The 23,779-nt window shown below is 74.4% G+C and carries 24 protein-coding genes and 5 tRNA genes; 14 read left to right on the forward strand and 15 right to left on the reverse strand.

Annotated features, from left to right (window positions below):
* Positions 1–44: 44 nt before the first annotated feature.
* The 3 genes from SM577_RS29605 to SM577_RS29615 all read left to right on the forward strand — a co-directional run bounded on the left by SM577_RS29605 (position 45) and on the right by SM577_RS29615 (position 3,879).
* A complete protein-coding gene (locus SM577_RS29605; RefSeq protein WP_302917461.1) occupies positions 45–911 on the forward strand; it encodes a universal stress protein in 867 nt (288 codons plus the stop codon).
* A 182-nt stretch (positions 912–1,093) separates the two neighbouring features.
* Entirely contained in the window at positions 1,094–2,101 is a 1,008-nt protein-coding gene (locus SM577_RS29610; protein ID WP_302917462.1) for an Acg family FMN-binding oxidoreductase, read from the forward strand.
* A gap of 41 nt (positions 2,102–2,142) precedes the next feature.
* Complete coding sequence (locus tag SM577_RS29615; RefSeq protein ID WP_474588523.1) at positions 2,143–3,879, forward strand: sensor histidine kinase; 1,737 nt, start codon at positions 2,143–2,145, stop codon at positions 3,877–3,879.
* Between the two features lie 130 nt (positions 3,880–4,009).
* Here the strand turns inward: SM577_RS29615 and SM577_RS29620 are convergent, their stop codons facing one another.
* Complete coding sequence (locus SM577_RS29620) at positions 4,010–4,648, reverse strand: response regulator (protein ID WP_474588524.1); 639 nt, start codon at positions 4,646–4,648, stop codon at positions 4,010–4,012.
* Positions 4,649–5,021: 373 nt separating this feature from the next.
* Here SM577_RS29620 and SM577_RS29625 point away from each other — a divergent pair, with 373 nt between their 5' ends.
* A complete protein-coding gene (locus SM577_RS29625; RefSeq protein ID WP_474581629.1) occupies positions 5,022–5,993 on the forward strand; it encodes an Acg family FMN-binding oxidoreductase in 972 nt (323 codons plus the stop codon).
* A 94-nt stretch (positions 5,994–6,087) separates the two neighbouring features.
* Here SM577_RS29625 and SM577_RS29630 read toward each other — a convergent pair whose 3' ends face one another.
* Complete coding sequence (locus tag SM577_RS29630; RefSeq protein ID WP_474581630.1) at positions 6,088–7,092, reverse strand: NAD-dependent epimerase/dehydratase family protein; 1,005 nt, start codon at positions 7,090–7,092, stop codon at positions 6,088–6,090.
* A 191-nt stretch (positions 7,093–7,283) separates the two neighbouring features.
* Between SM577_RS29630 and SM577_RS29635 the strand changes: the two genes are divergently transcribed.
* From SM577_RS29635 to SM577_RS29645, 3 genes are read left to right on the forward strand one after another with little or no spacing between them, the layout of a single operon-like run.
* Positions 7,284–8,234, forward strand: a complete 951-nt coding sequence (locus SM577_RS29635; protein WP_474588525.1) for a hypothetical protein — start codon at positions 7,284–7,286, stop codon at positions 8,232–8,234.
* A 9-nt stretch (positions 8,235–8,243) separates the two neighbouring features.
* The gene (locus SM577_RS29640) at positions 8,244–9,383 is read left to right on the forward strand and encodes a sensor histidine kinase (protein ID WP_302917468.1); all 1,140 of its coding nucleotides are present in this window, start codon (positions 8,244–8,246) and stop codon (positions 9,381–9,383) included.
* Positions 9,380–10,024 carry a response regulator gene (locus tag SM577_RS29645; protein WP_474588526.1) on the forward strand — a complete coding sequence of 215 codons (645 nt, stop codon included), beginning with the start codon at positions 9,380–9,382 and terminating at the stop codon, positions 10,022–10,024. Before SM577_RS29640 ends, SM577_RS29645 begins: the two co-directional genes overlap by 4 nt.
* Before the next feature lie 23 nt (positions 10,025–10,047).
* On the opposite strand, the gene SM577_RS29650 is transcribed toward SM577_RS29645, so the two are convergent.
* Together SM577_RS29650 and SM577_RS29655 are read right to left on the reverse strand one after the other, a co-directional pair.
* Positions 10,048–10,122, reverse strand: a tRNA-Val gene (locus SM577_RS29650).
* A gap of 37 nt (positions 10,123–10,159) precedes the next feature.
* Positions 10,160–10,232, reverse strand: a tRNA-Gly gene (locus tag SM577_RS29655).
* Positions 10,233–10,405: 173 nt separating this feature from the next.
* Here SM577_RS29655 and SM577_RS29660 point away from each other — a divergent pair.
* The gene (locus SM577_RS29660) at positions 10,406–10,654 is read left to right on the forward strand and encodes a DUF6458 family protein (protein WP_302917470.1); all 249 of its coding nucleotides are present in this window, start codon (positions 10,406–10,408) and stop codon (positions 10,652–10,654) included.
* 93 nt (positions 10,655–10,747) lie between these two features.
* On the opposite strand, the gene SM577_RS29665 is transcribed toward SM577_RS29660, so the two are convergent.
* A complete protein-coding gene (locus SM577_RS29665; protein WP_474588527.1) occupies positions 10,748–11,563 on the reverse strand; it encodes an isocitrate lyase/PEP mutase family protein in 816 nt (271 codons plus the stop codon).
* 70 nt (positions 11,564–11,633) lie between these two features.
* Between SM577_RS29665 and SM577_RS29670 the strand changes: the two genes are divergently transcribed.
* Positions 11,634–12,611, forward strand: a complete 978-nt coding sequence (locus SM577_RS29670) for an ArsR/SmtB family transcription factor (protein WP_474588528.1) — start codon at positions 11,634–11,636, stop codon at positions 12,609–12,611.
* An 87-nt stretch (positions 12,612–12,698) separates the two neighbouring features.
* Here SM577_RS29670 and SM577_RS29675 read toward each other — a convergent pair whose 3' ends face one another.
* On the reverse strand, positions 12,699–13,346 hold the full coding sequence (locus SM577_RS29675; protein ID WP_474588529.1) for an NADPH-dependent F420 reductase: 648 nt from the start codon (positions 13,344–13,346) through the stop codon (positions 12,699–12,701).
* 112 nt (positions 13,347–13,458) lie between these two features.
* Here SM577_RS29675 and SM577_RS29680 point away from each other — a divergent pair, with 112 nt between their 5' ends.
* Positions 13,459–13,869, forward strand: a complete 411-nt coding sequence (locus SM577_RS29680; protein ID WP_474588530.1) for a winged helix-turn-helix transcriptional regulator — start codon at positions 13,459–13,461, stop codon at positions 13,867–13,869.
* Positions 13,870–13,873: 4 nt separating this feature from the next.
* Here SM577_RS29680 and SM577_RS29685 read toward each other — a convergent pair whose 3' ends face one another.
* From SM577_RS29685 to SM577_RS29695, 3 genes are read right to left on the reverse strand one after another with little or no spacing between them, the layout of a single operon-like run.
* A complete protein-coding gene (locus tag SM577_RS29685; RefSeq protein WP_474588531.1) occupies positions 13,874–14,644 on the reverse strand; it encodes a MerR family transcriptional regulator in 771 nt (256 codons plus the stop codon).
* Positions 14,645–14,674: 30 nt separating this feature from the next.
* Complete coding sequence (locus SM577_RS29690) at positions 14,675–15,436, reverse strand: ABC transporter permease (RefSeq protein ID WP_302917476.1); 762 nt, start codon at positions 15,434–15,436, stop codon at positions 14,675–14,677.
* Positions 15,433–16,278 (reverse strand): ABC transporter ATP-binding protein, encoded by an 846-nt coding sequence (locus tag SM577_RS29695; RefSeq protein WP_474588532.1) that lies wholly within the window; start codon positions 16,276–16,278, stop codon positions 15,433–15,435. Before SM577_RS29695 ends, SM577_RS29690 begins: the two co-directional genes overlap by 4 nt.
* 390 nt (positions 16,279–16,668) lie before the next feature.
* Here SM577_RS29695 and SM577_RS29700 point away from each other — a divergent pair, with 390 nt between their 5' ends.
* From SM577_RS29700 to SM577_RS29710, 3 genes are all read left to right on the forward strand, one after another.
* The gene (locus SM577_RS29700) at positions 16,669–17,454 is read left to right on the forward strand and encodes an arsenate reductase/protein-tyrosine-phosphatase family protein (RefSeq protein WP_302917478.1); all 786 of its coding nucleotides are present in this window, start codon (positions 16,669–16,671) and stop codon (positions 17,452–17,454) included.
* Complete coding sequence (locus tag SM577_RS29705; RefSeq protein ID WP_302917479.1) at positions 17,451–17,858, forward strand: VOC family protein; 408 nt, start codon at positions 17,451–17,453, stop codon at positions 17,856–17,858. Before SM577_RS29700 ends, SM577_RS29705 begins: the two co-directional genes overlap by 4 nt.
* A 93-nt stretch (positions 17,859–17,951) precedes the next feature.
* Positions 17,952–18,470 (forward strand): GNAT family N-acetyltransferase, encoded by a 519-nt coding sequence (locus SM577_RS29710; protein ID WP_474588533.1) that lies wholly within the window; start codon positions 17,952–17,954, stop codon positions 18,468–18,470.
* A gap of 49 nt (positions 18,471–18,519) precedes the next feature.
* On the opposite strand, the gene SM577_RS29715 is transcribed toward SM577_RS29710, so the two are convergent.
* From SM577_RS29715 to SM577_RS29735, 5 genes are all read right to left on the reverse strand, one after another.
* Positions 18,520–20,322 (reverse strand): glycoside hydrolase family 15 protein, encoded by a 1,803-nt coding sequence (locus SM577_RS29715; RefSeq protein ID WP_474588534.1) that lies wholly within the window; start codon positions 20,320–20,322, stop codon positions 18,520–18,522.
* A 94-nt stretch (positions 20,323–20,416) separates the two neighbouring features.
* On the reverse strand, positions 20,417–20,872 hold the full coding sequence (locus SM577_RS29720; RefSeq protein ID WP_302917482.1) for a hypothetical protein: 456 nt from the start codon (positions 20,870–20,872) through the stop codon (positions 20,417–20,419).
* A gap of 450 nt (positions 20,873–21,322) precedes the next feature.
* Positions 21,323–21,397, reverse strand: a tRNA-Val gene (locus SM577_RS29725).
* 12 nt (positions 21,398–21,409) lie between these two features.
* Positions 21,410–21,480: transfer RNA gene (locus tag SM577_RS29730), tRNA-Cys, on the reverse strand.
* Positions 21,481–21,514: 34 nt separating this feature from the next.
* A tRNA-Gly gene (locus SM577_RS29735) sits at positions 21,515–21,587 on the reverse strand.
* A gap of 293 nt (positions 21,588–21,880) precedes the next feature.
* Between SM577_RS29735 and SM577_RS29740 the strand changes: the two genes are divergently transcribed.
* A complete protein-coding gene (locus SM577_RS29740) occupies positions 21,881–22,483 on the forward strand; it encodes a TetR/AcrR family transcriptional regulator (RefSeq protein WP_302917483.1) in 603 nt (200 codons plus the stop codon).
* A 31-nt stretch (positions 22,484–22,514) separates the two neighbouring features.
* Here SM577_RS29740 and SM577_RS29745 read toward each other — a convergent pair whose 3' ends face one another.
* Entirely contained in the window at positions 22,515–23,729 is a 1,215-nt protein-coding gene (locus tag SM577_RS29745) for an alkane 1-monooxygenase (protein ID WP_474588535.1), read from the reverse strand.
* Positions 23,730–23,779 lie beyond the last annotated feature (50 nt).

Here is a 23,779-nt window from a genome sequence, read left to right on the forward strand (position 1 = left end):
GCCACGGGCAGCGGCCGGGCCGGCGGGACGGAGGTGCGGACCCGGTGAGCGGTACGGAGATCCTGGTCGGCTACGACGGTTCCACCGAGGCCGCCAGGGCGCTGGAGTGGGCGCTGGACGAGGCCGGCCGCAGCGGCCACCCGGTCCGGCTGGCGTACGTCTACGAGTGGCTCACCGTGGCCGGCTGGCTCGGCCCCGGCGTGGCCCCCGGCGTCTGGCCGGACGAGACGGCCCGGCGGCAGGTCGAGGACCTGGTGCGCAGGGCGACGGCGGACGCCGCCACGACGAGCCCCGGGGTGACCGTGCACGGCGAGGTGTTCGACGGGCCACCCGCGCTGGTGCTGGAGGAACGGTCGGCGCGGGCCGGCCTGCTGGTGCTCGGCAGCCGCGGGCACGGCGGCTTCACCGGGCTGCTCGCCGGGTCGACGGCGGTGGCCGTCGCCGGCCACGCGCACTGCCCGGTGGTGGTGGTCCGCGGCGAACCGGGCCGGCGCGGCGGGCACATCGCGGTCGGCGTGGACGGCTCGGAGTTCTCGCTGGTGGCGCTCGGCTTCGCGGTCGAGCAGGCGGCGGCCCGGCGGGTGCCCCTGCACGTGCTGCGGGCCGCGCACCCGCCCGCCGGCCAGCGGTCGCCGTCCGGCCCGGAGGAACGGGAGGCGGCGGCGACCGACCGGGCCGAGCTGGAGGAGGCGCTGGCCCGCTGGCGGCCGGCCTTCCCCGACGTCCAGGTGACCGTCGAGGTGGCGGCCGCCGCGCCGGCCGCCCTGCTGGTCGAGGCCAGCCGCAACGCGCAGCTGGTGGTGGTCGGCAGCCGTGGCCGCGGCGGGCTGCGCGGGATGCTGCTCGGCTCGGTCAGCCAGCAGCTCATCCAGCACGCCCACTGCCCGGTCGCGGTGGTCCGCGAACGCTGACCGCAGTGTCCGGGTGCACCCCCACCCCCGCCGGGCGAGCAGCACGCGGGCCGAACGACCCGGCGACGGCGGGACCTGGGTACCGTGCGGTGGCCTGACGGATGTCGCAGGATGGAGCGGCAACCCCACCCCCGACGCCACCCGGGTGCGGCACGATGGGCAGAGACGAAAGGGTCGTGACGATGAGCCAGGAGACGCCGGCGAGCGACCGGCCGCTGACCACCGCGCTCGCGGAGGCGGCCGCCATGGCCGGTCACGCCCCGTCGGTGCACAACACCCAGCCGTGGCGGTGGCGGGTGCTGCCCGACGCGCTGGAGCTGTACGCCGTCCCCGACCGCCGGCTCACCGCGACCGACCCGGAGGGGCGGCTGCTGGCGATCAGCTGCGGCACGGCGCTGCACCACGCGCGGCTGGCGCTGGCCGCCGAGGGCTGGACGGCGATGGTGGAGCGGCTGCCCGACCCGGACGAGGTGGACCTGCTGGCCCGGCTGACCGGGTTCTCCCAGAGCGGGGCCGACCCGGACGCGATGCACATGGTCCAGTGCATGCAGGTGCGGCACACCGACCGGCGGCCGGTCAGCGACGAGCCGGTGTCCACCGCCGCGCTGGGGCAGATCACCTCGGCGGTCGCCGCCGAGGGGTGCCGCTTGCAGATCCTCGACCGGGACCAGGTGATGGAGTTGGCCGCGGCGGCCGGGCACGCCGCCACCGTCGAGGCGGAGGACCCGCTGCTGCGCGAGGAACTGGAGTACTGGACCAGCCGGGCCGGCACCGGCACCGGGCTGCCCCCGGAGGTGCTGCCCGAGCAGGCGCCGCAGACCACTGTGCCCGGTCGCGACTTCGGCCGCGCCGGCAGCCTGCCGATCGGGCCGGGCCACGACCGGGCGGCGGTGTACGCGCTGCTCTACGGCGACGAGGACGAGCGGGACAGCTGGCTGCGCGCCGGCGAGGCGCTCTCCGCGGGGTGGCTGACCGCCACCCGGCAGGGCGTGTCGGTGACCCCGCTGAGCGGGGTGGTGGAGGTGGAGCGCACCCGGCAGGCGCTGCGCGGACTGCTGGCCGGGCTCGGCCACCCGTACATCGTGCTGCGCCTGGGGATCGCCGACCCGGCGCACGCCGGGCCGCCGCACACCCCGCGGCTCCCGGTGGAGCAGGTGGTGGACACCTCGGCGGTACGCGGCCAGCGCTGACGCCCTCGGGCCGGCGGCCGGCCGGCCGATAGGATCGGCCGATGGCCGCCAACGCACCGAACCCTCGACCGGAGCCCCCGGCGACCCCGTCGCTCGGCCTGAGCCCGCTGTCCCGGGTTCGCCTGGACGAGCTGTTGCAGGAGATGCTCGACCGGGTCGGCGAGGTGGTCACCAGCCGCGAGCGGCTGCGGGCGCTGCTGGACGCGGTGGTCGGCATCGGCACCGACCTGGATCTGCGCAGCACCCTGCAACGGATCGTCGCGGCGGCGTGCGAGCTGGCCGGCGCCCGCTACGGCGCGCTGGGGGTGATCGGCGCCGATCGGATGCTGCACGACTTCGTCACCTACGGCATCGACCCCGAGCTGCACGCCAAGATCGGTGACCTGCCGCACGGGCGGGGCGTGCTCGGCCTGCTCATCGACGACCCTCGCCCGGTGCGGATGCCCGACATCACCCGGCACCCCAAGTCGTACGGCTTCCCGCCGCACCACCCGCCGATGCACAGCTTCCTCGGCGTGCCGGTGCGCATCCGCGACCAGGTCTTCGGCAACCTCTACCTGGCCGAGAAGCAGGGCGCCGCCGAGTTCACCGAGGACGACGAGGAGATCGTGGTCGCGCTGGCCGCCGCGGCCGGCGTGGCGATCGAGAACGCCCGCCTGTACGCCCTGGCCCACCAGCGGGAACGCTGGCTCGCCGCGACCGCCGAGATCACCTCGGTGCTCCTCGGCGAGGTGCGCCGCACCGACGCGCTGGCGCTGGTGGCCCGCCGGGCCCGCGAGGTGGCCGAGGCCGAGCTGGCGCTGGTGCTGCTCTACGACCCCGAGGCCGGCCGGTTCACCGTCGAGGTCGTGGACGGGGCCGGCGACCAGGCCGCGGCGCTGGTCGGGACGGCCTTGCCGGCCGCCGAGACCAGCTTCGCCGCCGCCGTCGCCGAGGGCCGGCACGACGTGGTCGACGACCTGGCGCACGCCGCGCCCTGGCCGGCCCTGCTGCACACCGGGCCGGCGGTGGTCTCCCCGCTGGCCACCGCGGACACCCTGCACGGGGTGCTGGTGATCGCGCACCGGCCCGACCACGTGCCGCCGGGCACCGAGGACCAGATGCTGGCCCAGCTCGGCAGCTTCGCCGGGCAGGCGGCGCTGGCCATGGAACGGGCCCGGGGACAGGAGGAGCGGGAGCTGCTGGTCGTCCTGGAGGACCGCGAGCGGATCGCCCGGGACCTGCACGACGTGGTGATCCAGCGGCTCTTCGCCACCGGCCTGCAACTGCAGAGCGCCGCCCCGATGGCGGCGAAGCCGGAGCTCGCCAAGCGGATCAACGCGGCGGTCGACGACCTGGACGCCACCATCAAGGACATCCGGCGCACCATCTTCGAGCTGCGCACACCGATGAGCGCGGCGTTGCGCACCGAGATCCGGGAGGCGGTGGAGGTGGCCGCCGAGTCGCTCGGCTACCGGCCCAGCCTGGAGCTGGCCGGCCCGATCGACAGCGCCGTGCCGGACGCGGTCCGCCCGGACCTCACCGCCGTGCTCCGCGAGGCGCTGTCCAACGCGGTACGCCACGCCCAGGCCGACCGGGTGGCGGTCGCGGTCCGGGTCGACGCCGGGCAGGTGTCGGTCACCGTCACCGACGACGGGGTGGGCTGCGACCCGGCCGCCGCCCGGGGCGGACTGGTCAACCTGCGCGAACGCGCCGAACGGCACGGCGGCGTCTTCGAGGTGCGCCCCGTCACCCCCCACGGCACCGAACTCCACTGGTCAGTCCCCCTCCGCGACTGACCCTCCCCGCCCTTACCCCGGCCCCGACCTCATCGGGCGCTCCTACAGAGAACGAGTGGCCTCCGGGCGCGACGAGGCCACTCGTTCTCCGGAAGTGCGCGCCGGGGTCGGCGGGCGGGTAAGGGGTGGGTCAGGAGGTTTTGCCGAGGAGGCGGGTGGCCAGGACGGCGGCCTGGGTGCGGCGTTCCAGGCCCAGCTTGGCCAGCACGCTGGAGACGTAGTTCTTGACAGTCTTCTCGGCCAGGAACATCTTGCCGGCGATCTCCCGGTTGGTGAGCCCTTCGGCCACGTACTCCAGGATCCGCCGCTCCTGGTCGGTGAGGTCCTTCAGCTCCCGGGGCTGCTCGACGCCGCTGCGGATCCGCTCCAGCACCCGGGTGGTGATCGCCGGGTCGAGCAGCGACTGCCCGGCCGCGACCCGGCGCACCGCGTCGACCAGGTCGGTGCCGCGGATCTGCTTGAGCACGTAGCCGGCCGCGCCGGCCATGATCGCGGCGAACAGCGCCTCGTCGTCCTCGTACGAGGTGAGGATCAGACCCTTGATCGAGGAGTCCATGGCCCGCACGTCCCGGCACACGTCGATGCCGTTGCCGTCGGGCAGCCGGGCGTCGAGGATGGCCACGTCCGGCCGCAGCGCCGGGATCCGCCGGGCCGCCTCCTGGGCGGAGCCGGACTCGCCGACCACTTCGATGTCACCGCTGCTGGTCAGCAGGTCGGCAAGGCCACGACGGACGACCTCGTGGTCGTCGAGGAGGAACACCCGGATCATTCCTCGTTTCTACCCGGTGCGGGGCGGATCGGCACGGGCCGAAGGTCCCGAACCGCCATGACCTGCGGCCGAACGGTCAGCCGACGGGCAACCGCCCGGACGGAACCGGCGTGGTCGCACCGGGGCCGGGCCGGCCGCGCCGGGCCGGCCGAGGGGTTGGCCGCGCCGGGCCGGCCGAGGGGTTGGCCGCGCCGGGCCGGCCGAGGGGTTGGCCGCGCCGGGCCGGCCCGCACCCCGGGGCGGTGGTCACAAGCCCGTTGACCTGCGGCGGGGGGCGCTCGGGCCCGGACGGACGGGACGTCCGGCCCTGTCCGGCCGGTGGCCGGCCGCGGCACGGTGGGAAGGAACCCGGCGCGGGCCGAAGGAGCCGAAGATGGACACCGCCTACACCGTCGAGCAGCTGCGCAACGCCGTGACCGACGCGGTACGCGCGCCGTCGCTGCACAACACCCAACCGTGGCGGTTCCGCCTGCGCGACGGCGGCATCGAGGTGCTCGTCGACGCGTCCCGGCGGCTGCCGGCCACCGACCCGAGCGGCTGGGGCGTCCGGATCGCCTGCGGGGCGGCCCTGTTCAACCTGCGGCTCGCGCTGGCCGTGGCGGGCACCCCGGCGCGGGTGCGGCTGCGCCCCTACCCGGCCGAGCCGGACGTGGTGGCCCGGCTGGTGCCCGACGTGCCCCGCCGGGCCACCCCGGCCGAGCAGAGCCTGTACGCGGCCGTCCCCCGCCGGTTCAGCAACCGGGCGCCGTTCTGGCCGGACCCGGTGCCGGCCGACGCCCGGTGGCGGCTGGCCGAGGCGGCCCGGGCCGAGCAGTGCTGGCTGGAGCTGCTGATCGGGGTCAGCGCGGTGAACGCCTTCGCCGAGATCGCCCGCAGCGCCCACCGGGTGCTCGAACGGGACCCCGCCTACCGGGCCGAACGCGCCGACTGGGTGCGTACCGATGCGGCCCCGGACGGGGTGCCCGCGGCCGCCGGTGGGCCGCGCGGCGAGCCGCAGGACCTGCTGCCGTCCCGCGGCTTCGGCGGGCTGGACCGGGCCCCGGGCCGCGACTTCGAGCCGGAGCCGCTGGTCGCCGTGCTGGGCTCCGCCGGCAACACGGCGGTCGACCAGGTGGTCGCCGGGCAGGCGCTGCAACGGGTGCTGCTCACCGCCACCGACTCCGGGCTGTCGGCGTCGATGCTGTCGCAGCCGATCGAGGTGGCCGGGGCCCGGGAGCAGCTACGGCTCTCGCTGGGCCGGTTCGGCACCCCGCAGATGGTGCTGCGGATCGGCTACGGCCAGCCGGGGTCACCGACGCCCCGCCGCCACGTCGACGAGGTGCTGGACCTGCCGGTCCGCCCGTGACCCGACGGGCCGGCCCCGGCCCCGGCGTCGGAGAGGGCTGACCCGGCCCCCGGAGGCTGCCCCGACCCGGCGGGGCGGCGGGGGCGGCCGGCGGTCAGGCCGGGGCCGGGCCGGCCAGCAGCGCCGCCTCCCGGGCCGGGTCGAGCCCCACGTTCGCCCGCCGCGGCCGCCCCGCCCGCGGCGGCACCGTGCCGACCTGGCCCAACCAACGCCAGGTGTCGGCGACCGTCTCGGTCACCGGGCGGCAGGTCAGCCCCGCCGCGTACGCCCGGCTGACGTCGCGCTCCTGCAACCAGCGGTACTCGTGCCCGGGCGGGAGCCAGATCGGCAGGTCGTTCCAGGGCACCACGCCCGCGGCCAGGATCGGTTCCGGGTCGACCCAGCGCAGCCGGGCATCCGCCCCGGTGGCCGCCACGCAGGCGTCGAGCAGCTCGCCCATGGTGGCGTGGCCGGTGCGGCTGACCACGTTGAACGTCCCGCCGAACCGGTCGGCACCCCGGTCGAGCAGCCAGCCGGCCAGGTCCCGCGCGTCGACGTACTGCAGGGGCAGGTCGGCCGGGCCGGGCGCGAGCACCTCCCCGCCCCGGGCGATCCGTGTCAGCCACCAGGGCAGCCGGCCGATGTCCTCGCCCGGCCCGAGGATCAGCCCGGCCCGGGCGATCAGCGCGGTCTCGCCGTACACCTGCCGAACGGCCCGCTCGGCACCCGCCTTGAGCTGCGGGTAGTCGCCGTCGGTGGCGTCCGGGTCGGCGGCCACCACCGGCGCGTCCTCGGCGGAGCCGGGTTGCACCGGGTCGGCGTAGACCGAGCCGCTGGAGACGTAGACGTAGTGCCCGACCCGGCCGTGCAGCGCCCGCGCCGCCTCCCCCACCGCCCGCGGCGCGCCGTCCCAGGTGTCCACCACCACGTCCCATTCGCCGTCGGCCAGCGCGGCCAGCCCGCCGGGCGCGGTCCGGTCACCCCGCAGCCGGCGTACGCCCTCCGGGGTGCTCCCGGAGACGCCCCGGTTGAACACCGTCACCGACCAGCCCCGGCGGACCCCCTCGGCCACGGTCGCCCCGCCCACGAATCCAGTACCACCCAGCACCAGCAGTCTCATGGGCTCCACTGTGCCGCCTCGCGGGGGCGCCCCGGCCCGCGGTTCACGGTGAGCGGATCTGCCGAGGGCAGAACGGGCCCGGCCTCCTGCCACCGGCCTCCTGCCGTCGGAGGAGGCGCGGCCGGTGGCAGGAGCCCGATCCGGCCGTGCGGCAGGAGGTGCCGGCCATCCGCCGCGACGATCGTCGGGGCATGACCACCTCACTGCGCACCGCCTGGCGGGGCAGCCCCGCCCTCACCCTCCTCGCCGCCCTGATGGGCGGCCTGCTGCTGGTCAGCGCCGTCGGCCTGGTCGTCGACGACCGTACGCTCGGCGGGCAGCCGATCTGGTTGAAGCCCGCGAAGTTCGCCGCCTCCTTCGTGCTCTACGGGCTGACCCTGGCCTGGCTGATGGCGCACCTGCGGCGCGGCCGGCGGATCGCCCGCTGGACCTCGTACGCCGTCGTGGTCACCGCCATCCTCGAGGTCGGCATCATCGTCGCCCAGGCCGCCCGCGGCCGGGCCAGCCACTTCAACGAGGCCAACCCGCTCGACCAGACGTTGTGGCAGGCCATGGGCGGCCTGATCAGCGTGCTCTGGCTGGGCACCGCGGTGCTGACCGTCCTGCTCTGGCGCGACGGCATGCCGGACCGGGCCGGCACCTGGGCGGTCCGGCTCGGCATGGTGGTGCTGCTGGTCGGCCTGTTGCAGGGGCTCACCATGGTGGTGCCGACCGACGCCCAACTGGCCCTCGACGAACAGGGGTTGGGCACCGCCATGGGCGCGCACGCGGTCGGGGTGCCCGACGGCGGGCCGGGCATGCCGCTGACCGGCTGGAGCACCACCGGCGGCGACCTGCGGATCGGCCACTTCGTCGGCATCCACGGCCTGCAGGCGGTGCTGCTCTTCGCGATGCTGCTGTCCGGGCTGGTCCGCGACGCCGCCCGGCGGACCCGCCTGGTCGTCGTCTTCGCCGGCGCCTGGACCGGGCTACTGGTGCTGGTGACCTGGCAGGCGCTGCGCGGCCAGCCGCTCACCGCGCCGGACGCCGCCACCCTCGCCGCGGTCGCCGCCCTGGTGCTGGCCACGGTCGTGGCCGCGGCGGCGTCCTGGCTGGTGCCCGTCCGTTCCGCGGCGCTACTGCCCGCCCGCACCGCCGCATAGGATGCCGGCATGCTCTGGGTGGAGCGGCTGTTCGAGGAGCGGTACACCGCGATCCGGCTCACCCTGGTGAGCCTGACCGGGGTCGGCTACCTCGTCCTGACCCCGGACGGCAGCACCCTGAGCCCGCTCGACCGGGGGCTCGCGGTCGGCGTCCTGCTCTTCGGCTTCGTCGGGATCTGGTCCCCGTTCACCGTCGTCTGTGGAGTGTCCACGGCGTTCGCGGTCGGCTACCTGTTCGGCGCGGACAACGACGCCGTCCCCTCGGTCGCGCTGGCCTGGGCGATGTTCGAGCTGGGCGCGCGCCGCTCCGGCTGGCAGGTGTGGACCGGCCTGGTGGTCGGCGTCACCGGCAGCATGCTCTCCGACTACGACGAGCTGATCGACGTGGCGCTCACCGTCCTCTACGCCGCGGCCGCCGCGGTGGTGGCGCCGTTGCTGCTCGGCCTGCACGTCCGGGCCCTCGGCGAGCTGAACCGGCAGGCCGCCGACCGCGCCCGGCAGGAGGTGGCCCGGGTACGCGCCGAGGAACGCACCGCCATCGCCCGGGAACTGCACGACCTGGTGGCCCACCACGTGGCCTCGATCGTGCTCCGGGTCGCGGTGGCCCGCAACGTGCTGCCGCTGGACGACCCGCGGGTCCGGCAGGTCCTCGACGACGTGCACGCCACCGGCTCCGGGGCGCTGACCGACCTGCGCCGGCTGGTGGCCGTGCTGCGCGATCCCGGCTCGGCCCGGGAGGTCACCTTCGTCGACCCGGAGGGCCTGCCGGTGGCCCTGCGTACCGCGGTGGACCGCAGCCACCGGATCGGCCTGGAGGTGCAGGCGGACATCGACCCGGACGTGGTCCGGCTGGATTCCCGCACCGCGCTGGCCGTGCTGCGGCTGACCCAGGAAGGACTGGCCAACGTGGCCAAGCACGCCGGCCCGGCGGCCCGGGCCCGACTGTCGATCCAGGTCGACGACGACCGGGTGGAGTTCGAGCTGCGCGACTGCGGCGGCCCGGCCGGGTCGGCCCCCGGCGGGCCGGCCGGGCACGGGCTGGTCGGCCTGCGGGAGCGGGTCGAGGTCCTCGGCGGCCGGCTCGACGCCGGCCCGGCGGGCACCGGCTGGCGGCTGGCCGCGCGGGTGCCCACGGGGGTCGCCGCGTGATCCGGGTGCTGCTCGTCGACGACCAGCAACTGGTCCGCGCCGGCCTGCGGATGCTGTGCGGCTCGGTGCCGGACATGGAGGTGGTGGGCGAGGCGGCCGACGGGGCCGCCGCCGTCCGGCTCGCCGAGCAGCTCCGCCCGGACGTGGTGCTGATGGACCTGCGGATGCCCGGCGTCGACGGCACCACGGCCACCGCCCGGATCCTGGCCCACCGGCCGGCCACCCGGGTGGTGGTGCTGACCACCTTCGACGACGACGACCACCTCTACCCGGCGTTGGCCGCGGGCGCCTGCGGTTTCCTGGTCAAGGACACCAGCCCGGCCGAGCTGCTGGACGGGGTGCGGCGGGCGGCCGCCGGCGACAGCCCGTTCAGCCAGCCGGTGCTGCGCCGCCTGGTGGAGCAGGCGGTGCACACCCAGGCGAACCGGGCCCCGGTCGCGGCGCCGGCGGGCGTCACCGATCGCGAGCGCGACGTGCTCGCCCTGGTCGGGCAGGGGTTGTCCAACCCCGAGATCGCCGCCCGGCTGCACCTCGGCGTCACCACCGTGAAGACCCACGTGGCGAACCTGATGACCAAGACCGGCAGCGCCAACCGGGTGCAGCTCGCCGTCTACGCCGCGACCGGCGCGGACCGCCGGTGAGCCGGCCGCGACCGGCGGCATGATGGTGGGCGATACTGGGTTTGAACCAGTGACCTCTTCCGTGTCAAGGAAGCGCGCTCCCACTGCGCCAATCGCCCCTGGTGACCACCCGGCACAGCCGCGGGGTGGCTCGCGAGCGGACGACGGGATTCGAACCCGCGACCCTCACCTTGGCAAGGTGATGCGCTACCAGCTGCGCTACGTCCGCGTGCCGCCGGCGTTCCCCGGCGACGGGCCAACTCTACCCGATGACAAGATCCCCCGGTCGGTCGCCCCACCCGCCCCCGCCGCCCGGCCCGGGACCGGCATGGTTGCGCTGGTCAGCCGCGGGGTACTGAAGACCTTCGACAGCACACCACATCCCCTGACAAGGAGGCTGTCGTGGGTATCGGCACCAGCATCTTCCTGATCGCGGTCGGCGCGATCCTCACCTTCGCGCTGGACGCGAGCGTCGGCGGCATCAACCTCGACGTGGTCGGCTGGATCCTGATGGCGGCCGGCGTGCTCGGGCTCATCATGACCACCCTCATCTGGGGCCGGCGCCGCCAGGTGGTCAGCACCACCGAGCCCGTCGAGCCCGTGGAGTACCGCCGGGTCGAGGAGCGCCGGGACATCGCCCCGCCGCTCTGACCGGCCCGCGCGGCCGATGGAGCTGGACGGTCGCGGCGGCGACGTGCCGACCACCCCCCACACCGGGTGGCCGGCACGTCGTCGTGTGCCGGGTCAGCGCATCAGGGTGTTCAGCGCGCCGTAGTCGAACCCGCCGGCGAGCGCCTGGTACGTCCCCGTGCCGAACGCCTCCTCGGCGGCCCGCCGGGCCACCGCGTACGCCGCCTCGGCCACCGCCGAGCCCAGGCTGACCCGGGCGACCCCCAGCCGGGCCAGCTCGGGCACCGCCGGGGCACCCGGCCCGGCCAGCACGTTGACCGGTGCGGGCAGCGCGGTGACCAGGGCCCGGACGGTGTCCGGATCGACCACGCCCGGCACGAACACCCCGTCCGCGCCGGCGGCCAGGTACGCCCGGGCCCGCGCCACGGTCCCCGTCACCCCGTCCACGCCCCGCAGGAAGGTGTCCGTGCGGGCGTTGACGAAGATCGGCACGCCGGCGGCGTCGGCGGCCGCCCGCACCGCGGCGATCCGGGCGCACTGGTCGGCCACGTCGCGCAGCGCCGACCCGCCGTCGTACCGGCCGTCCTCGATGTTCACCCCGACCGCGCCGGCGGCGATCACCGCCCGCGCGGTCTCGCCGACCTCCGCCGGATTCGCCCCGTAACCGGACTCGATGTCCGCGGAGACCGGCACCGGCACCGCGGCGGCGATCCGGCGCACCAGGTCGACGGCCGCCTCGCGGCCGAGGGCGTCGCCGTCCGGAGCGCCGAGGCTCCAGGCCACACCGGCGCTGGTGGTGGCCACCGCGCGGGCGCCGGCGGCCGCCACGATCCGGGCGCTGGCCACGTCCCAGGCGTTGACCAGGACCAGCGGCGACGCGGCGGTGTGCAGGGAACGGAAGAGCTCTGCTCGACTGTGTTGATCACTCACCCGGTCAGTCTGGGCCGGTCCGGCCGCCGGCAGTATCGTTTCAGTCCCAGCTGAATCCACCGGGGGTGCCGTGGTCTCGATCGGGCTGTCGGCGGCCGGCGTCGCCCGGATCCGCTTCGCCGTCTCCTGCCTCTGGGAGGTGGCCGCCGGCGTGCGGGTGCTCCGCGAGCCCGGCCGCCACGCCGTCCACCTGCCCTGGGTGCGCCGGGTCCGGCCGCGCCTGGCGGAGGCCGGGCTGCTCGGCCCGGACGGGTTGCTCTGGCAGCTGATCCCGGCCGCGCCCGGCTACTTCCCCGACTTCCTCACCCCGCCCCCGGCCGGGCTCAACCCCGACCTGGCGGCCGAGCTGGCGGTGCTGCGGGCCACCCCCGCCGCGACCGTACGCGCGCAGCTCGACCTCGCCCCCGGCGACCGGCCGCCCGCGGTGGCCGCCCTGCACGCCGACCCGGAGGCGGGCCTGCGCCGGCTGGCCGGGGAGATCGAGACGTACTGGCGGATCGCGGTGGCCGCCGACTGGCCGCGGATCCGGGTGCTGCTCGACGCCGAGGTGTTCGCCCGGGCCCGCCGGCTGGCCGAGGACGGCGTCGCCACACTCCTGAACGACCTGCACGACTGGGTCCGCTGGGAGGACGGCACGCTGCGCATCGCCCAGCGACACTGCGCCGCCCCCGACGTGCCCGCCGGTGGCGCCCTGGTGCTGGTCCCCTCGGTCTTCGTGTGGCCGTCGGTGCTCAGCGTCGCCGCCGGGGACGCCCCGCAGCTCAGCTACCCGGCCCGCGGGGTCGGCACGCTCTGGGAGAGCCCGGCGGGCACCCCCGGGGCGCTGGCCGCGGTGCTCGGGCCGGGGCGGGCCCGGCTGCTGACCGAGCTGGCCGCGCCGACCGCCGGCACCGAACTGGCCCGGCGGACCGGGATGTCCCCGGCCGGGGTGTCCCAGCACCTCACCGCGCTGCGCGCGGCCGGGCTGGTGACCACCCACCGGCAGGGCCGAACCCTGCTCACCGTCCGTACCGAGGTCGCCGAGGCGCTGCTCGCCGCCGCCGGCTGACCCGACCGGCGGGGAGGGTCGGCGCCGCCCACCGCTCCGGGTGCCGGGCGCAGCGGCCCGGAAGGCCCCGGACCGGCCGCGGCAGGCTCAGGGACGCGACACCTCCCCCGGGGTCGGGAACACCGCGCGCGGCTCGCCGCCCGACCACCACAGCCCGATCGCCAGCGCCGCGGTCGCCTCGAGGTACGCCGCCCGCGCCAGCCCGCCACACGGCGCCGGCGTGCAGCCGATCGAGCTGATCAGGGTCTCCGTCGCCGCGGCCGCCGCCGGGTGGTCGGCGCAGTAGGGCACGGCCAGCGGTACGTCCTCGAAGGTCGGCGGACGCAGTGACCAGATGCTCACATGGCAGAGGTTGAACGCCTTGACCACCCGCGCGTCGGGCGCGGCGGCCGCCAGTTGCCGCGCCACGGACGTGGCGCCGCCGGTATCGAGCATGAGCCCGTCGCCGGTCGGTACGAGGGCGTTGGTGCAGTCGATCACCGTCCGTCCGGCGAGGCCGCTGGCGAGGCGGCCCACCAGTGGCGGCGCCGCTGCCGCCGGGACCGCCACGAGGACGGCGTCGCCGTGCGCCGCGGCGTCCGCCAGGCTGCCGTGCCCGGCGGCACCGATCTCCCGGGCGGTCCGCTCCGCACGCTCTGGACTCCGGCCGCCGATCACCACCTCGTGCCCGGTCGCCGTCCACGCGCCGCCGAGCGCCGCCGCCATACCGCCCGTCCCGAGAATGCCGATCTTCACGTGTCGTACTCCGTTCCCTGCTCCGCGGTGCCTCGGTGTTGACCGCCGGGCAGGACGATAGGCAGGCCGATGCACACCGAACGGTGTGCGACAGAGCGGGCAGGATGGACGCATGGGTGGTGCCGCTGAGCAGCTCGACGACTACACCTCCGACTGCCGCGCCCGGGTGGCGTTCGAGGTGCTCGCCAACCGCTGGGACAGCGTCGTGGTCTTCACGATCGCCGCGTACGGTCCGATGCGCCCGGCTGTGCTGCGCACCCGCATCGGCGGGATCAGTCAGAAGGTCCTCAACGACGCGCTGCGCCGGCTGGAGTACAACGGCCTGGTGGAACGCCGGCCGTACCGGGAAGCGCCACCCCGGGTGGACTACGCGCTGACCGAGGCGGGCGCCGCCCTGCTGGAGCCGATGCGGATGATGGGCGCCTGGGCCGTCCGGCACGCCGATGCGATCCTCGACGCCCAGGAACAATTCGAGGCACGCCGACGTCCACCCGGGCCCGATCCGCTCGCGCGCGCGACGTGACGCCTCAGGGCGCGCGCCGCTCGACCCGGTTCCACCCGATCCAGCCCCGCTCGGCGATCAGCTCCCGCAGCCGCCCGACGGCGGGGTGGACACCGTCGACGAACGAGTCCAGCAGGCGAACGAACGCCGCGTCGGGCATGGCCTCGTCCTGCCAGTCCAGCTCTCCACGGGCCGCCGCCTGCTCGAACAGGTCGATCATCGCGTCCGCCGTCTCGCGCAGCAGTGCGTCGTCCGCGCTGTTCTCGGCGAGCCGGCTGACGAGCCGATAGAGCCGGACGACCTTCGGGTCGGCCAGCTGGGCCACCTTGTCGGCCATGAACGCCGGGATCGCTTCCGGCCAGCGCGCCGCCACCAGGATCCACGCGCCGCGCTCCGCCTCGATGACGGCTTCCGGCGCTCCGATGGCCCGCAGGCGGTCCAGGTAGTCGACCACCTCCGCCGGCACCGCCAGGGAATCGCCGCAGCCCAGCAGCGCGATCCGCCGCCGATGCTCCCGCAGCGTGCGGATCCGCGCCCGCAGCTGCCGGTCGATCTCGCTGATCGCGGCGGCGAACGCCGCCGGGTCGGCGTCGAGCAACTCGCGGACCCGGGCCAGCGGGACGCCGGCCTCGGCCAGGGTCCGGATCCGGACGAGTCGCACGACCGCGTCCGCGTCGTACGTCCGGTAGCCGGAGGCGTCGCGCTCCGGCTCCGGGAGCAGTCCGATCTGGTGGTAGTGCCGCACCGCCCGGATGGTCACCCCGGCGTAGGACGCCAGCCGTCCGATCGTCAGCATGGCCTCAGCCTGCCCCAAGGAGACCCGTCGTCAACCGGTCCGGCGGTGGTAGACGGCCATGGCGGCGCCGTAGGCGACGACGAGGAGGCCGACACACCAGGCGAGCGCGATCCAGATGTCGCCACCGACCTGCTGCTGCGCGAACAGGTCGCGGATCGTGTTGGCGATGGACGTCACCGGCTGGTTCTCGGCGAAGGCCCGCACCGGGCCGGGCATGCTCTCCGTGGGTACGAAGGCCGAGCTGACGAACGGAAGGAAGATGAGCGGGTAGGAGAACGCGCTCGCGCCGTCCACCGACTTCGCGGTCAGGCCCGGGATGACGGCCAGCCACGTCAGGGCCAGCGTGAACAGCATCATGATGCCGGCGACCGCCAACCATTGCGCGACGCCGGCGCCCGAGCGGAAGCCCATGCCGAGGGCGACCAGCACCACCAGCACGAGCGAGATCAGGTTGGCGACCAGCGAGGTCAGCACGTGCGCCCACAGCACGGACGAGCGTGCGACCGGCATGGACTGGAACCGCTCGAAGATGCCGCCCTTCATGTCCAGGAAGAGGCGGAACGCGGTGTAGGAGATGCCCGAGGCGACAGTGATGAGCAGGATGCCGGGCAGCAGGTAGTTCACGTACCGGTCCGAGCCGGTCCGGATCGCGCCGCCGAACACGTAGACGAACAGCAGCATGAAGGCGATCGGCATGATCGCGGTCGTGATGATGGTGTCCGGGCTGCGGCTGATGTGGCGCAGGGACCGCCCCAGCAGCACCAACGTGTCGCTGACGAAGTGCTTGGTCATCGAGGGCCTCGGTTCTTCGTGCCGGCGGGGCTGGCGGCGCCCGCCGTGCTGTCGGTGCGGTCGTCACCGACGATGGCGAGGAAGACGTCCTCGAGCGTGGGCTGCTTCTCGACGTACTCGACCTTGGCGGGTGGGAGCAGCCGCTTGAGCTCGGGGAGGGTGCCGCTGGCGATGATCCGCCCCTGGTGCAGGATCGCTATCCGGTCGGCGAGCTGTTCGGCCTCGTCGAGGTACTGGGTGGTGAGCAGCACCGTGGTGCCCTGCCGGGCCAGTTCCCGGACGGCCTGCCACACCTCCAGGCGCGCCTGTGGATCGAGCCCCGTCGTCGGCTCGTCGAGGAAGATCACCGGTGGGTCTCCGATGAGGCTCATCGCGATGTCGAGGCGGCGGCGCATGCCGCCCGAGTAGGTCGACACCCTCCGGGTGGCCGCGTCGGTCAGTGCGAAGCGGGCCAGCAGCTCGTCCGCGATCCCACCCGGATCCCGCAGATGCCGCAACCGGGCGACCAGCACCAGGTTCTCCCGGCCGCTGAGGATCTCGTCGACGGCGGCGAACTGCCCGGTCAGGCTGATCGACTCCCGCACCCTCGCCGCCTGCGTGACGACGTCGAAGCCGTTGACCGTGGCCGTTCCCGCGTCCGGCTTGAGCAGCGTGGACAGGATCCGCACGACAGTGGTCTTGCCCGCCCCGTTGGAGCCGAGCAGGGCGAAGATGCTGCCCCGCGCCACCTCGACGTCCACGCCACGCAGCACGTGCAGCTCCTTGTACGCCTTCGCCAAGCCGCGCACCTGGATCACCGGACCCCGGACCCGCTCGGCTGTCATCTGGGGATCTGTGGACATGGCGCCAGCATGCGGGGTTGACGCTGCGTCAAGGTCAAGCCCGGTTGCGAGGCAGCCCGTCCGGTCCGCTTGCGTCGGCCGGTTGCGGACCAGCGGGTCCCGCACGGGGAGTTGCAGATCAGGTCGCGGGGCTGTCCCGGATCGCGAGGGCGGCCTGGCCGAGCGCGGCGTGGGTCAGCGTCTGCGGATAGTTGCCGAGACCGGCGGCGAGCGGCCCGATGCCGCCGCCCATCGGGTCGAGACCCCCGCGCCGCGCGCAGGCCCGGAGGTGGCCTGGACAGAGGAAAGCGGCCGGCCTCAGCCCGCTGACGCCCACGCCGGCGGCAACCCGTCAGCGCTGTCCGACGCGGTCCGGCAACCCATCAAACGTATTTGATGTAAAGTCGGTCCATGGCGCCATCGAGCCCCGACGCCCCGGCGTTCCTGTATCTGGCCGCCCATCCTCTGCGCTGGCGGCTGTTGACCGCGCTCGCGGCGGGCGACCACCGCGTCCGGGAACTCGTGAGCCTGGTGGACGAGCCACAGAATCTGGTTTCCTACCACCTTCGACTGCTGCGTGACAGCGGGCTGGTCACCGCCTCGCGCAGCAGCTTCGACGGCCGTGACAGCTACTACCACCTCGACCTGGACCGGTGCGCGCGGGCACTGGCCGACATCGGAGCGGCCCTGCACCCCGCACTGCACCGGGAAACAGCGCCCCCTCCCGTGGACCCGCGGCGCTCACCGCGTCTCGACGTGCTGTTCGTGTGCACCGGCAACAGCGCGCGGTCGCCCATCGCCGAGGCCCTGCTGGGCCATCGCGCCGGCCGCCAGGTCAGGGTGCTCAGTGCCGGCACCCGGCCCAAGCCACGTCTTCACCCCTACGCCGTACGGGCGTTGCGCGACAGCTTCGGCATCGACGTCACCGGACAGCAGCCCCGCCACCTCGACACGGTGACCGGCCGCCGGTACGACTACGTGATCACCTTGTGCGACAGGGCCCGCGAGGTCTGCCCCGACTTCGCGGGCGAGCCTCGGCGGATGCACTGGAGCCTCGCTGATCCCACCACCACCGGCGACACCGGCGAACCCGACTACTCCGCCTTCCAGCGCGCCGCGACGGACATCGACACCCGCATCAGCCACCTGTTGCCCCTGCTCGCCGCCACCCGACCCGCGAAGGAGACCGCGCCATGACGGCACCCAGCCAGTACGCGAGCGTGCGTTACCTCGTCGACGACGTCCAGGCCGCCGTCGACTTCTACACGACCCATCTCGGGTTCACCGTCCACACCAGTGCCGCCCCCGCGTTCGCCGACGTGGTGCGCGGCCCGCTACGGCTGCTGCTGTCCGGACCGACCAGTTCCGGCGCCCGCGCCACCCCCGCCGACGCCGCCACCGCCGGGCGCAACCGTGTCCACCTCGTCGTCGACGACCTGGATGCCGAGGTCGACCGCCTGCGCGGCGGCGGACTGACCTTCCGCAGCGAGGTGGTCACCGGCCCGGGCGGACGCCAGATCCTGCTCGCCGACCCCGCCGGCAATCTCATCGAACTGTTCCAGCCCGCCGACAGCACGCCCACCGCACCAGTCACGCCCTGACCAGCAGCCGGCCGGCGACTCCTCACCGATGTCCGACGCCGCTGGTACGTTCGCCCGCGCTGACCGGTTGCTGGACCAGCCTAGGGGGCACTTGTGGTTGACGTGGCGTTGCGGCCGATCGACGACTCCGATGTCGACGCGTTGTTCGAACAGATGCGGGATCCCGAGTCGGTCCGGATGGCCGCCTTCACCGCCGAGGATCCCGACGACCGCACCGCGTTCGACGCCCACATGGCGAAGGTCAGGGCGTCATCCACGGCCGTCAATCACGCCGTCACCGCCGATGGACGGCTGGTCGGCAGCATCGCCGCCTTCGTCATCGACGGAGTCACCGAGGTCACCTACTGGATCGACCGGGCCTACTGGGGGCAGGGCATCGCCAGCCGAGCGCTCGCCCTGCTGATCGAGTCGGTTCCCGTCCGGCCCCTGTTCGCCCGCGCCGCCAGTGACAACGCGGGATCACTGAAGGTGCTGCGGAAAGCAGGCTTCGCCATCACCGGCACGGAGACCTCGTACGCCAACGCGCGGAAGACGGAAATCGAAGAAACGATCCTGCGCCTCGACGAGCCCGCGCAGACCGCGCCATCCGACCCGGATCCGGATGGACCGTGACGAGCTGTCACCCGACGAGCCGGCGGCACGGCCCGGCCCCGTCCGTGGGCTACCGATCGACCTGAGGGCTGTCGCGGATGGCGAGGGCGGCCTGGACGAGCGCGGCGTGGGTCAGCGTCTGCGGATAGTTGCCGAGGTGGGCTCCGGTCGCGGGATCCATCTCCTCGGCGTACAGGCCGAGCGGGCTGGCGTGGTCGAGCAACGCCTGGAACAGCTCGATCGCCTCGACGCGTCGTCCGGTGCTGGCGAGGGCCTGGACGAGCCAGAACGAGCAGGGCAGGAACGCCCCTTCGGTGCCGGGCAGGCCGTCGCGCCCGGGCGGGTATCGGTAGAGCAGCGGGCCGCCGGCGGACAGCCGCTCGCGGATGGCGTCGATGGTGCCGTGCACCCGGGCGGACTCGGTACTGTCCATGCCCAGCAGGGGCAGGACGAGCAGGGCGGCGTCCAGGTCGGCGGAGCCGTAGCTGCGGACGTAGCTGGCCTGCGCCGGGTCGAAGCCGCGGGCGCGGACCTCGGCGGCGATGGCATCTCGGGCGCTCTGCCAGCGCCGGCGTTGCCGCGCGGACAGCCGGTGCGTGTCGGCGATGCGCAGCGCCCGGTCGAGGGCGAGCCAGCCCATGAGCTTGGAATGCACGTGCTGGCCGGGCTCGCGGACCTCCCAGACGCCGGCGTCGGGCTCCCGCCAGCGGCGGGCGACAACGTCGGCGAAGCCGCGCACCGCCCGCCACGTCTCGGAGTAGAGGCGGTGGCCGGCCTGGACGAACACCCAGGCGGCGTCGACCACCCAGCCGTAGCCGTCGAGCTGGTGCTGGTCGGCGGCGCCGTTGCCGACCCGTACCGGCACGCTGTCGTGGTAGCCGGGCCATCCCGGCAGCTCCCGTTCCGGTGGCACGTGGCGGCCGTTCAGGGTGAACAGCGCCGGCAGCCGTGGCCGTTCCAGCCGGCTGGCGTGCAGCAGCCACGCCAGGAAACCCTGGGCCTGGTCGAGTTTGCCGACGCCGAGGAACGCGTTGACGCCGATACTGGCGTCCCTGGGCCAGACATAGCGGTAGTCCCAGTTCCGCGCCCCGCCGGGATCCTCGGGCAAGGATGTCGTCGGTGCGGCCACCGGGGCCTGCGAGGGGGAATAGGTCAACAAGCGCAGGGTCAGCAGACTGCGGACGACGTGCTCCCGGAACGGGAGCGACTCCTGGATACCGGCCGTCCAGGCTCGCCAGCGGGCCTCGTCCTCGCCGACGAGGTCCCACGCCGCCGCCGGCTCGACGTGGATCAGCGGTTCGCGGTAGGCCACGGCGAGGACCAGGGTGAGCGGGCGGCCCGGGAGGACCGTGACCGGGGTGGGCCGGCCCGGTTCGACCGCCAGTTCGGGTGTGCCGGTCAGGGACACGGCCAGCGCGCCCCACTCGCACACCAGGATTCCGCCGCGATGGCGGGCTCGGGGCCGGCGGTGCGGCGCGCCGAGGCGGGGGTCGAACTCGACGGCGGCGTCGACCGCTCCCCCCTCGGCCGACAGGCGCCGCACCAGCAGGGTCGTCGGCAGCAGACGTCCGGACACCTCGGCCACCATGGCCTCGGTGAGGGTGAGCCGACAGCCGTCCACCGCCCAGGTGGTCTCCAGCGTGGCGGTGTGCCGCCGGTACCGCCGCCCGACGACCGTGGCGGCCGCGGCCGGGCCGACCCGGAACGTTCCCGCCGGCGGGCCACCGACGAGTCGGCCGAAGAGGGGTTCTCCGTCGAAGCGGGGTACGCAGAGCCAGTCGATGGCGCCGTCACTGGCGACGAGGGCGGCGGTGCGGGTGTCGCCCAGCAGCCCGTAGTCGCTGATCGGGGCCGGCGGCCGGGGTGCGGTCACGGTCGGCTCACCGGCCGCTCGGGTCCCCCACCGGTGGCGCGCACGGGCCGCCGACGATCACCGCCGCGGGTACCGACCCGCGGGCCGACGCGGATCAGTGGGCCCGCAGGAGCAGCCCGAGGACGACCCCGTAGATGACGTGGACGACGACCGCCACCGCGGGAGTCTGGACGCCGTAGTTGAGGGCGAACAGGCCGGGCGGCTCCAGCACGGCCGTGCTGGAGGGTCCGGCCCGCAGCGAGGCCATCCGCGGATGGGCGCCCGGGAGCAGCGGCAGGAGCACGGTCAGCGCGATCGCGACATGCAGCCCACCGAACAGCGCACCGATCCACCAGGTGGCGCTGTGCAGCACGGCGAACGCGGCCGCGTACCCGAGGGCGAAGCCCTGACCGGCGACGAGGTGGATGAAGAAGCCGACCACCCGGGCCCGGTCGGGATCCCCGGTGACCAGGGTTCCGAGCACCAGAGGAAGGTCGAGGCGAGTGAGCCCGGCCAGTTGCGCCGCGATCATCGTCGCGGTGAGTGCGGCCGTCGCGACCAACCCGAACACTGCCCATCCGGCCCAGTCCATCTCAGCAGGGGCCGGCGAGGTGTGCCCGGGCGGTCGGCGCGGAGCGCACTTTCCGCGGGGAACCGCGGAAGCCGACAACGCCCGTCCCGCCGAGCAGTGGCCGCCCGGCGTCCCGTACGCGGCCCCGCGCACCTGTCTCGGACATCGTCGCCTTCCGGCTGGACACACGAGGTCGTGTACGGCCCTGGACCGGGGCGCGCCTCGCGACAGTGTCGCGGGCGGTCGCCCGGGCCTCCACCCTAGGCCCACCAGACCTCGCACAGCGTCGGTTTGCCGAACAAACCAGCGCAATCCAGCCGAACGGTGCGGGCGGGACGGCGCCGTCGAAGCGGGCCGACCGCTCGGGCCGACGAGGGGTCACGCGATGTCACCGAGGCCGCGAAAGCAGCGGGCCCGCCACCTGTCGGTGACGGGCCCGCTGCGTACTTCTGGTGGGCGATACTGGGTTTGAACCAGTGACCTCTTCCGTGTCAAGGAAGCGCGCTCCCACTGCGCCAATCGCCCGCGTCTGTGTCGAGGTGGGGACGGGATTTGAACCCGCGTACACGGCTTTGCAGGCCGTTGCCTCGCCTCTCGGCCACCCCACCGAGGTTGCCCCCGTCATGCGTGGCGGCAGCTCCGAGCGGACGACGGGATTCGAACCCGCGACCCTCACCTTGGCAAGGTGATGCGCTACCAGCTGCGCTACGTCCGCGTGCCCCCGGCATTCCCCGGTGACGGATGAGAACTTTAGCCGAGCCGACGAAGGGTTGCCAACTCGGGGGGAAACTCGGCGCGTCCGGGTCGGGGCGCACGCCCCGCAGAGCTTCCTAGGAGGATGCCCAACCTACGACTGGCCGATTGGCGTAGATCATGGCAGATAAAGACCGACAACGATTCGTGATTCACGTTTTCCCAGGTCAGAAACTGTCTGACTTTTGACTTTCGACGCAGGGCAGGCCGTTTCGGTAACGGGCCGTGTTCGGGCGAATGGGTTACGGTAACGGCGTGACGAGACGTGCGGCCGAGATCCGCCTGGATGCCCTGCTGCGCACCGCCTGTGACGTGATCGCGGAACGCGGTCTGGCCAACACCCGGACGGCCGACGTGGCACAGGCCGCCGGGGTGAGCCAGGCACTGGTCTTCTACCACTTCGCCACCAAGGACCGGCTGCTCGCCCAGGCGTTCGCGTACGCCGCCGAGCAGGATCTGGCCCGGCTCGACGCGGTGGTCCGGTCCACCGCCCCACCCCTGACCAAGCTCCGCCGGATCCTGAAGATCTACACCCCGGCCGGGCGGACCATCTCCTGGGCCATGTGGATCGACGGCTGGGCCGAGTCGCTGCGTACCCCCGAGCTGGAGAAGGTCTCCCGCCGGCTCGACCTGCGCTGGCGGGAGGACCTCGCCACGGTGATCGCCGACGGGGTCCGCGACGGCACCTTCGAGTGCGCCGACCCGGCCGGCGCGGCCTGGCGGATCAGCGCGGTGATGGACGGCCTGGCGGTGCAGCTGGCGGTGCACGACCGGGTGATCTCCCGCCGGCAGTTCACCGAGTGGGTGCGCCTGGTCACCGCCCGGGAGCTCGGCCTCGACCCCGCCGAGCTGGACTAGCACGGCGCCGAGCCCCGCCGGGCCGGACGGTTCACGGCGCCTCGACCGGCCGGTGGGCCTGGCGGTCGGCCAGGGTGGCGGCGCGCCGGCGGTGCCGCTCGCGCAGCCGGGGCAGGTCCGGCGGGTGGACGTTGGCCCGCTCGATGTCGCCGGCGTAGTGGTCGATCACCCGGTGGTCCATCACCCGCCGCCACAGCGGCGGGACCAGCGCGGCGACCACCATTGTCGCGTAGCCGGCGGGCAGCTGCGGCGAGCTGTCGAAGCTGCGCAGCGTCTGGTAGCGGCGCAGCGGGTTGGCGTGGTGGTCGCTGTGCCGCTGGAGCTGGAAGAGGAAGACGTTGGTGACCACCCGGTCGCTGTTCCAGCTGTGCCGCGGGTCGACCTTCTCGTACCGGCCGGCCGCGGTCCGCCACCGGGCCAGCCCGTAGTGCTCCAGGTAGTTGACCACCTCCAGCAGGGAGAACCCGAGCACCGCCTGGAGCAGCAGGAACGGCAGCACACCGGGGCCGAACCCGAGGACCAGCGCCCCGAACAGCGCCACCGTCATCGCCCAGGCGTTGAGCACCTCGTTGCGCCAGGTCCACGGGGACCGGCCGCGGAGCCGGAACCGGCCGGTCTCCAGCCGCCAGGCCGAACGCAGGCTGCCGAGGACGGTACGCGGCCAGAACCGCCAGAAGCTCTCCCCCAGCCGGGCGCTGGCCGGATCCTCCGGGGTGGCCACCCGCACGTGGTGGCCCCGGTTGTGCTCGACGTGGAAGTGCCCGTACCCGGTCGGCGCGAGGGCCACCTTGGACAGCCAGCGCTCCAGCCGCTCCCGCTTGTGGCCCAGCTCGTGGGCGGTGTTGATGGCGATGCCGTTGACCACCCCCGCGGTGAGCGCCAGACCGGCCGCGCCGAACGGGGAGAGCCCGCCACGCACCCAGACCGCGCAGCAGAGCACCAGCGCGGCGTACTGCGCGGGCAGGTAGAGGTAGGTCAGCCAGCGGTAGTAGCCGTCGGCCGCCAGGGCGGGCACGGCCGCCTCCGGCGGGTTGCCCCGGTCGTCGCCGATCAGCAGGTCGACGACCGGGATCAGGCCGAAGACGATCACCGGGGTGAGCCACCAGGCCCAGCCGGCGTCGGTGCCCCGCCAGGTCGCGTAGCCGAGGAAGGGCAGCGCCGGGACGAGCAGCGCCAGGGGCCAGAACGGCCGGCGCGGATCGCGCCAGCGGTCGGCGGGGACGGTCGCGGGGGCACCGGTCGCCATCGTCAACCTCCGATCCGGGGGACTGTCTTCGACCCTGACACCCGGGCCGC

The sequence above is a fragment of the Micromonospora desertarenae genome (genome assembly GCF_056150265.1).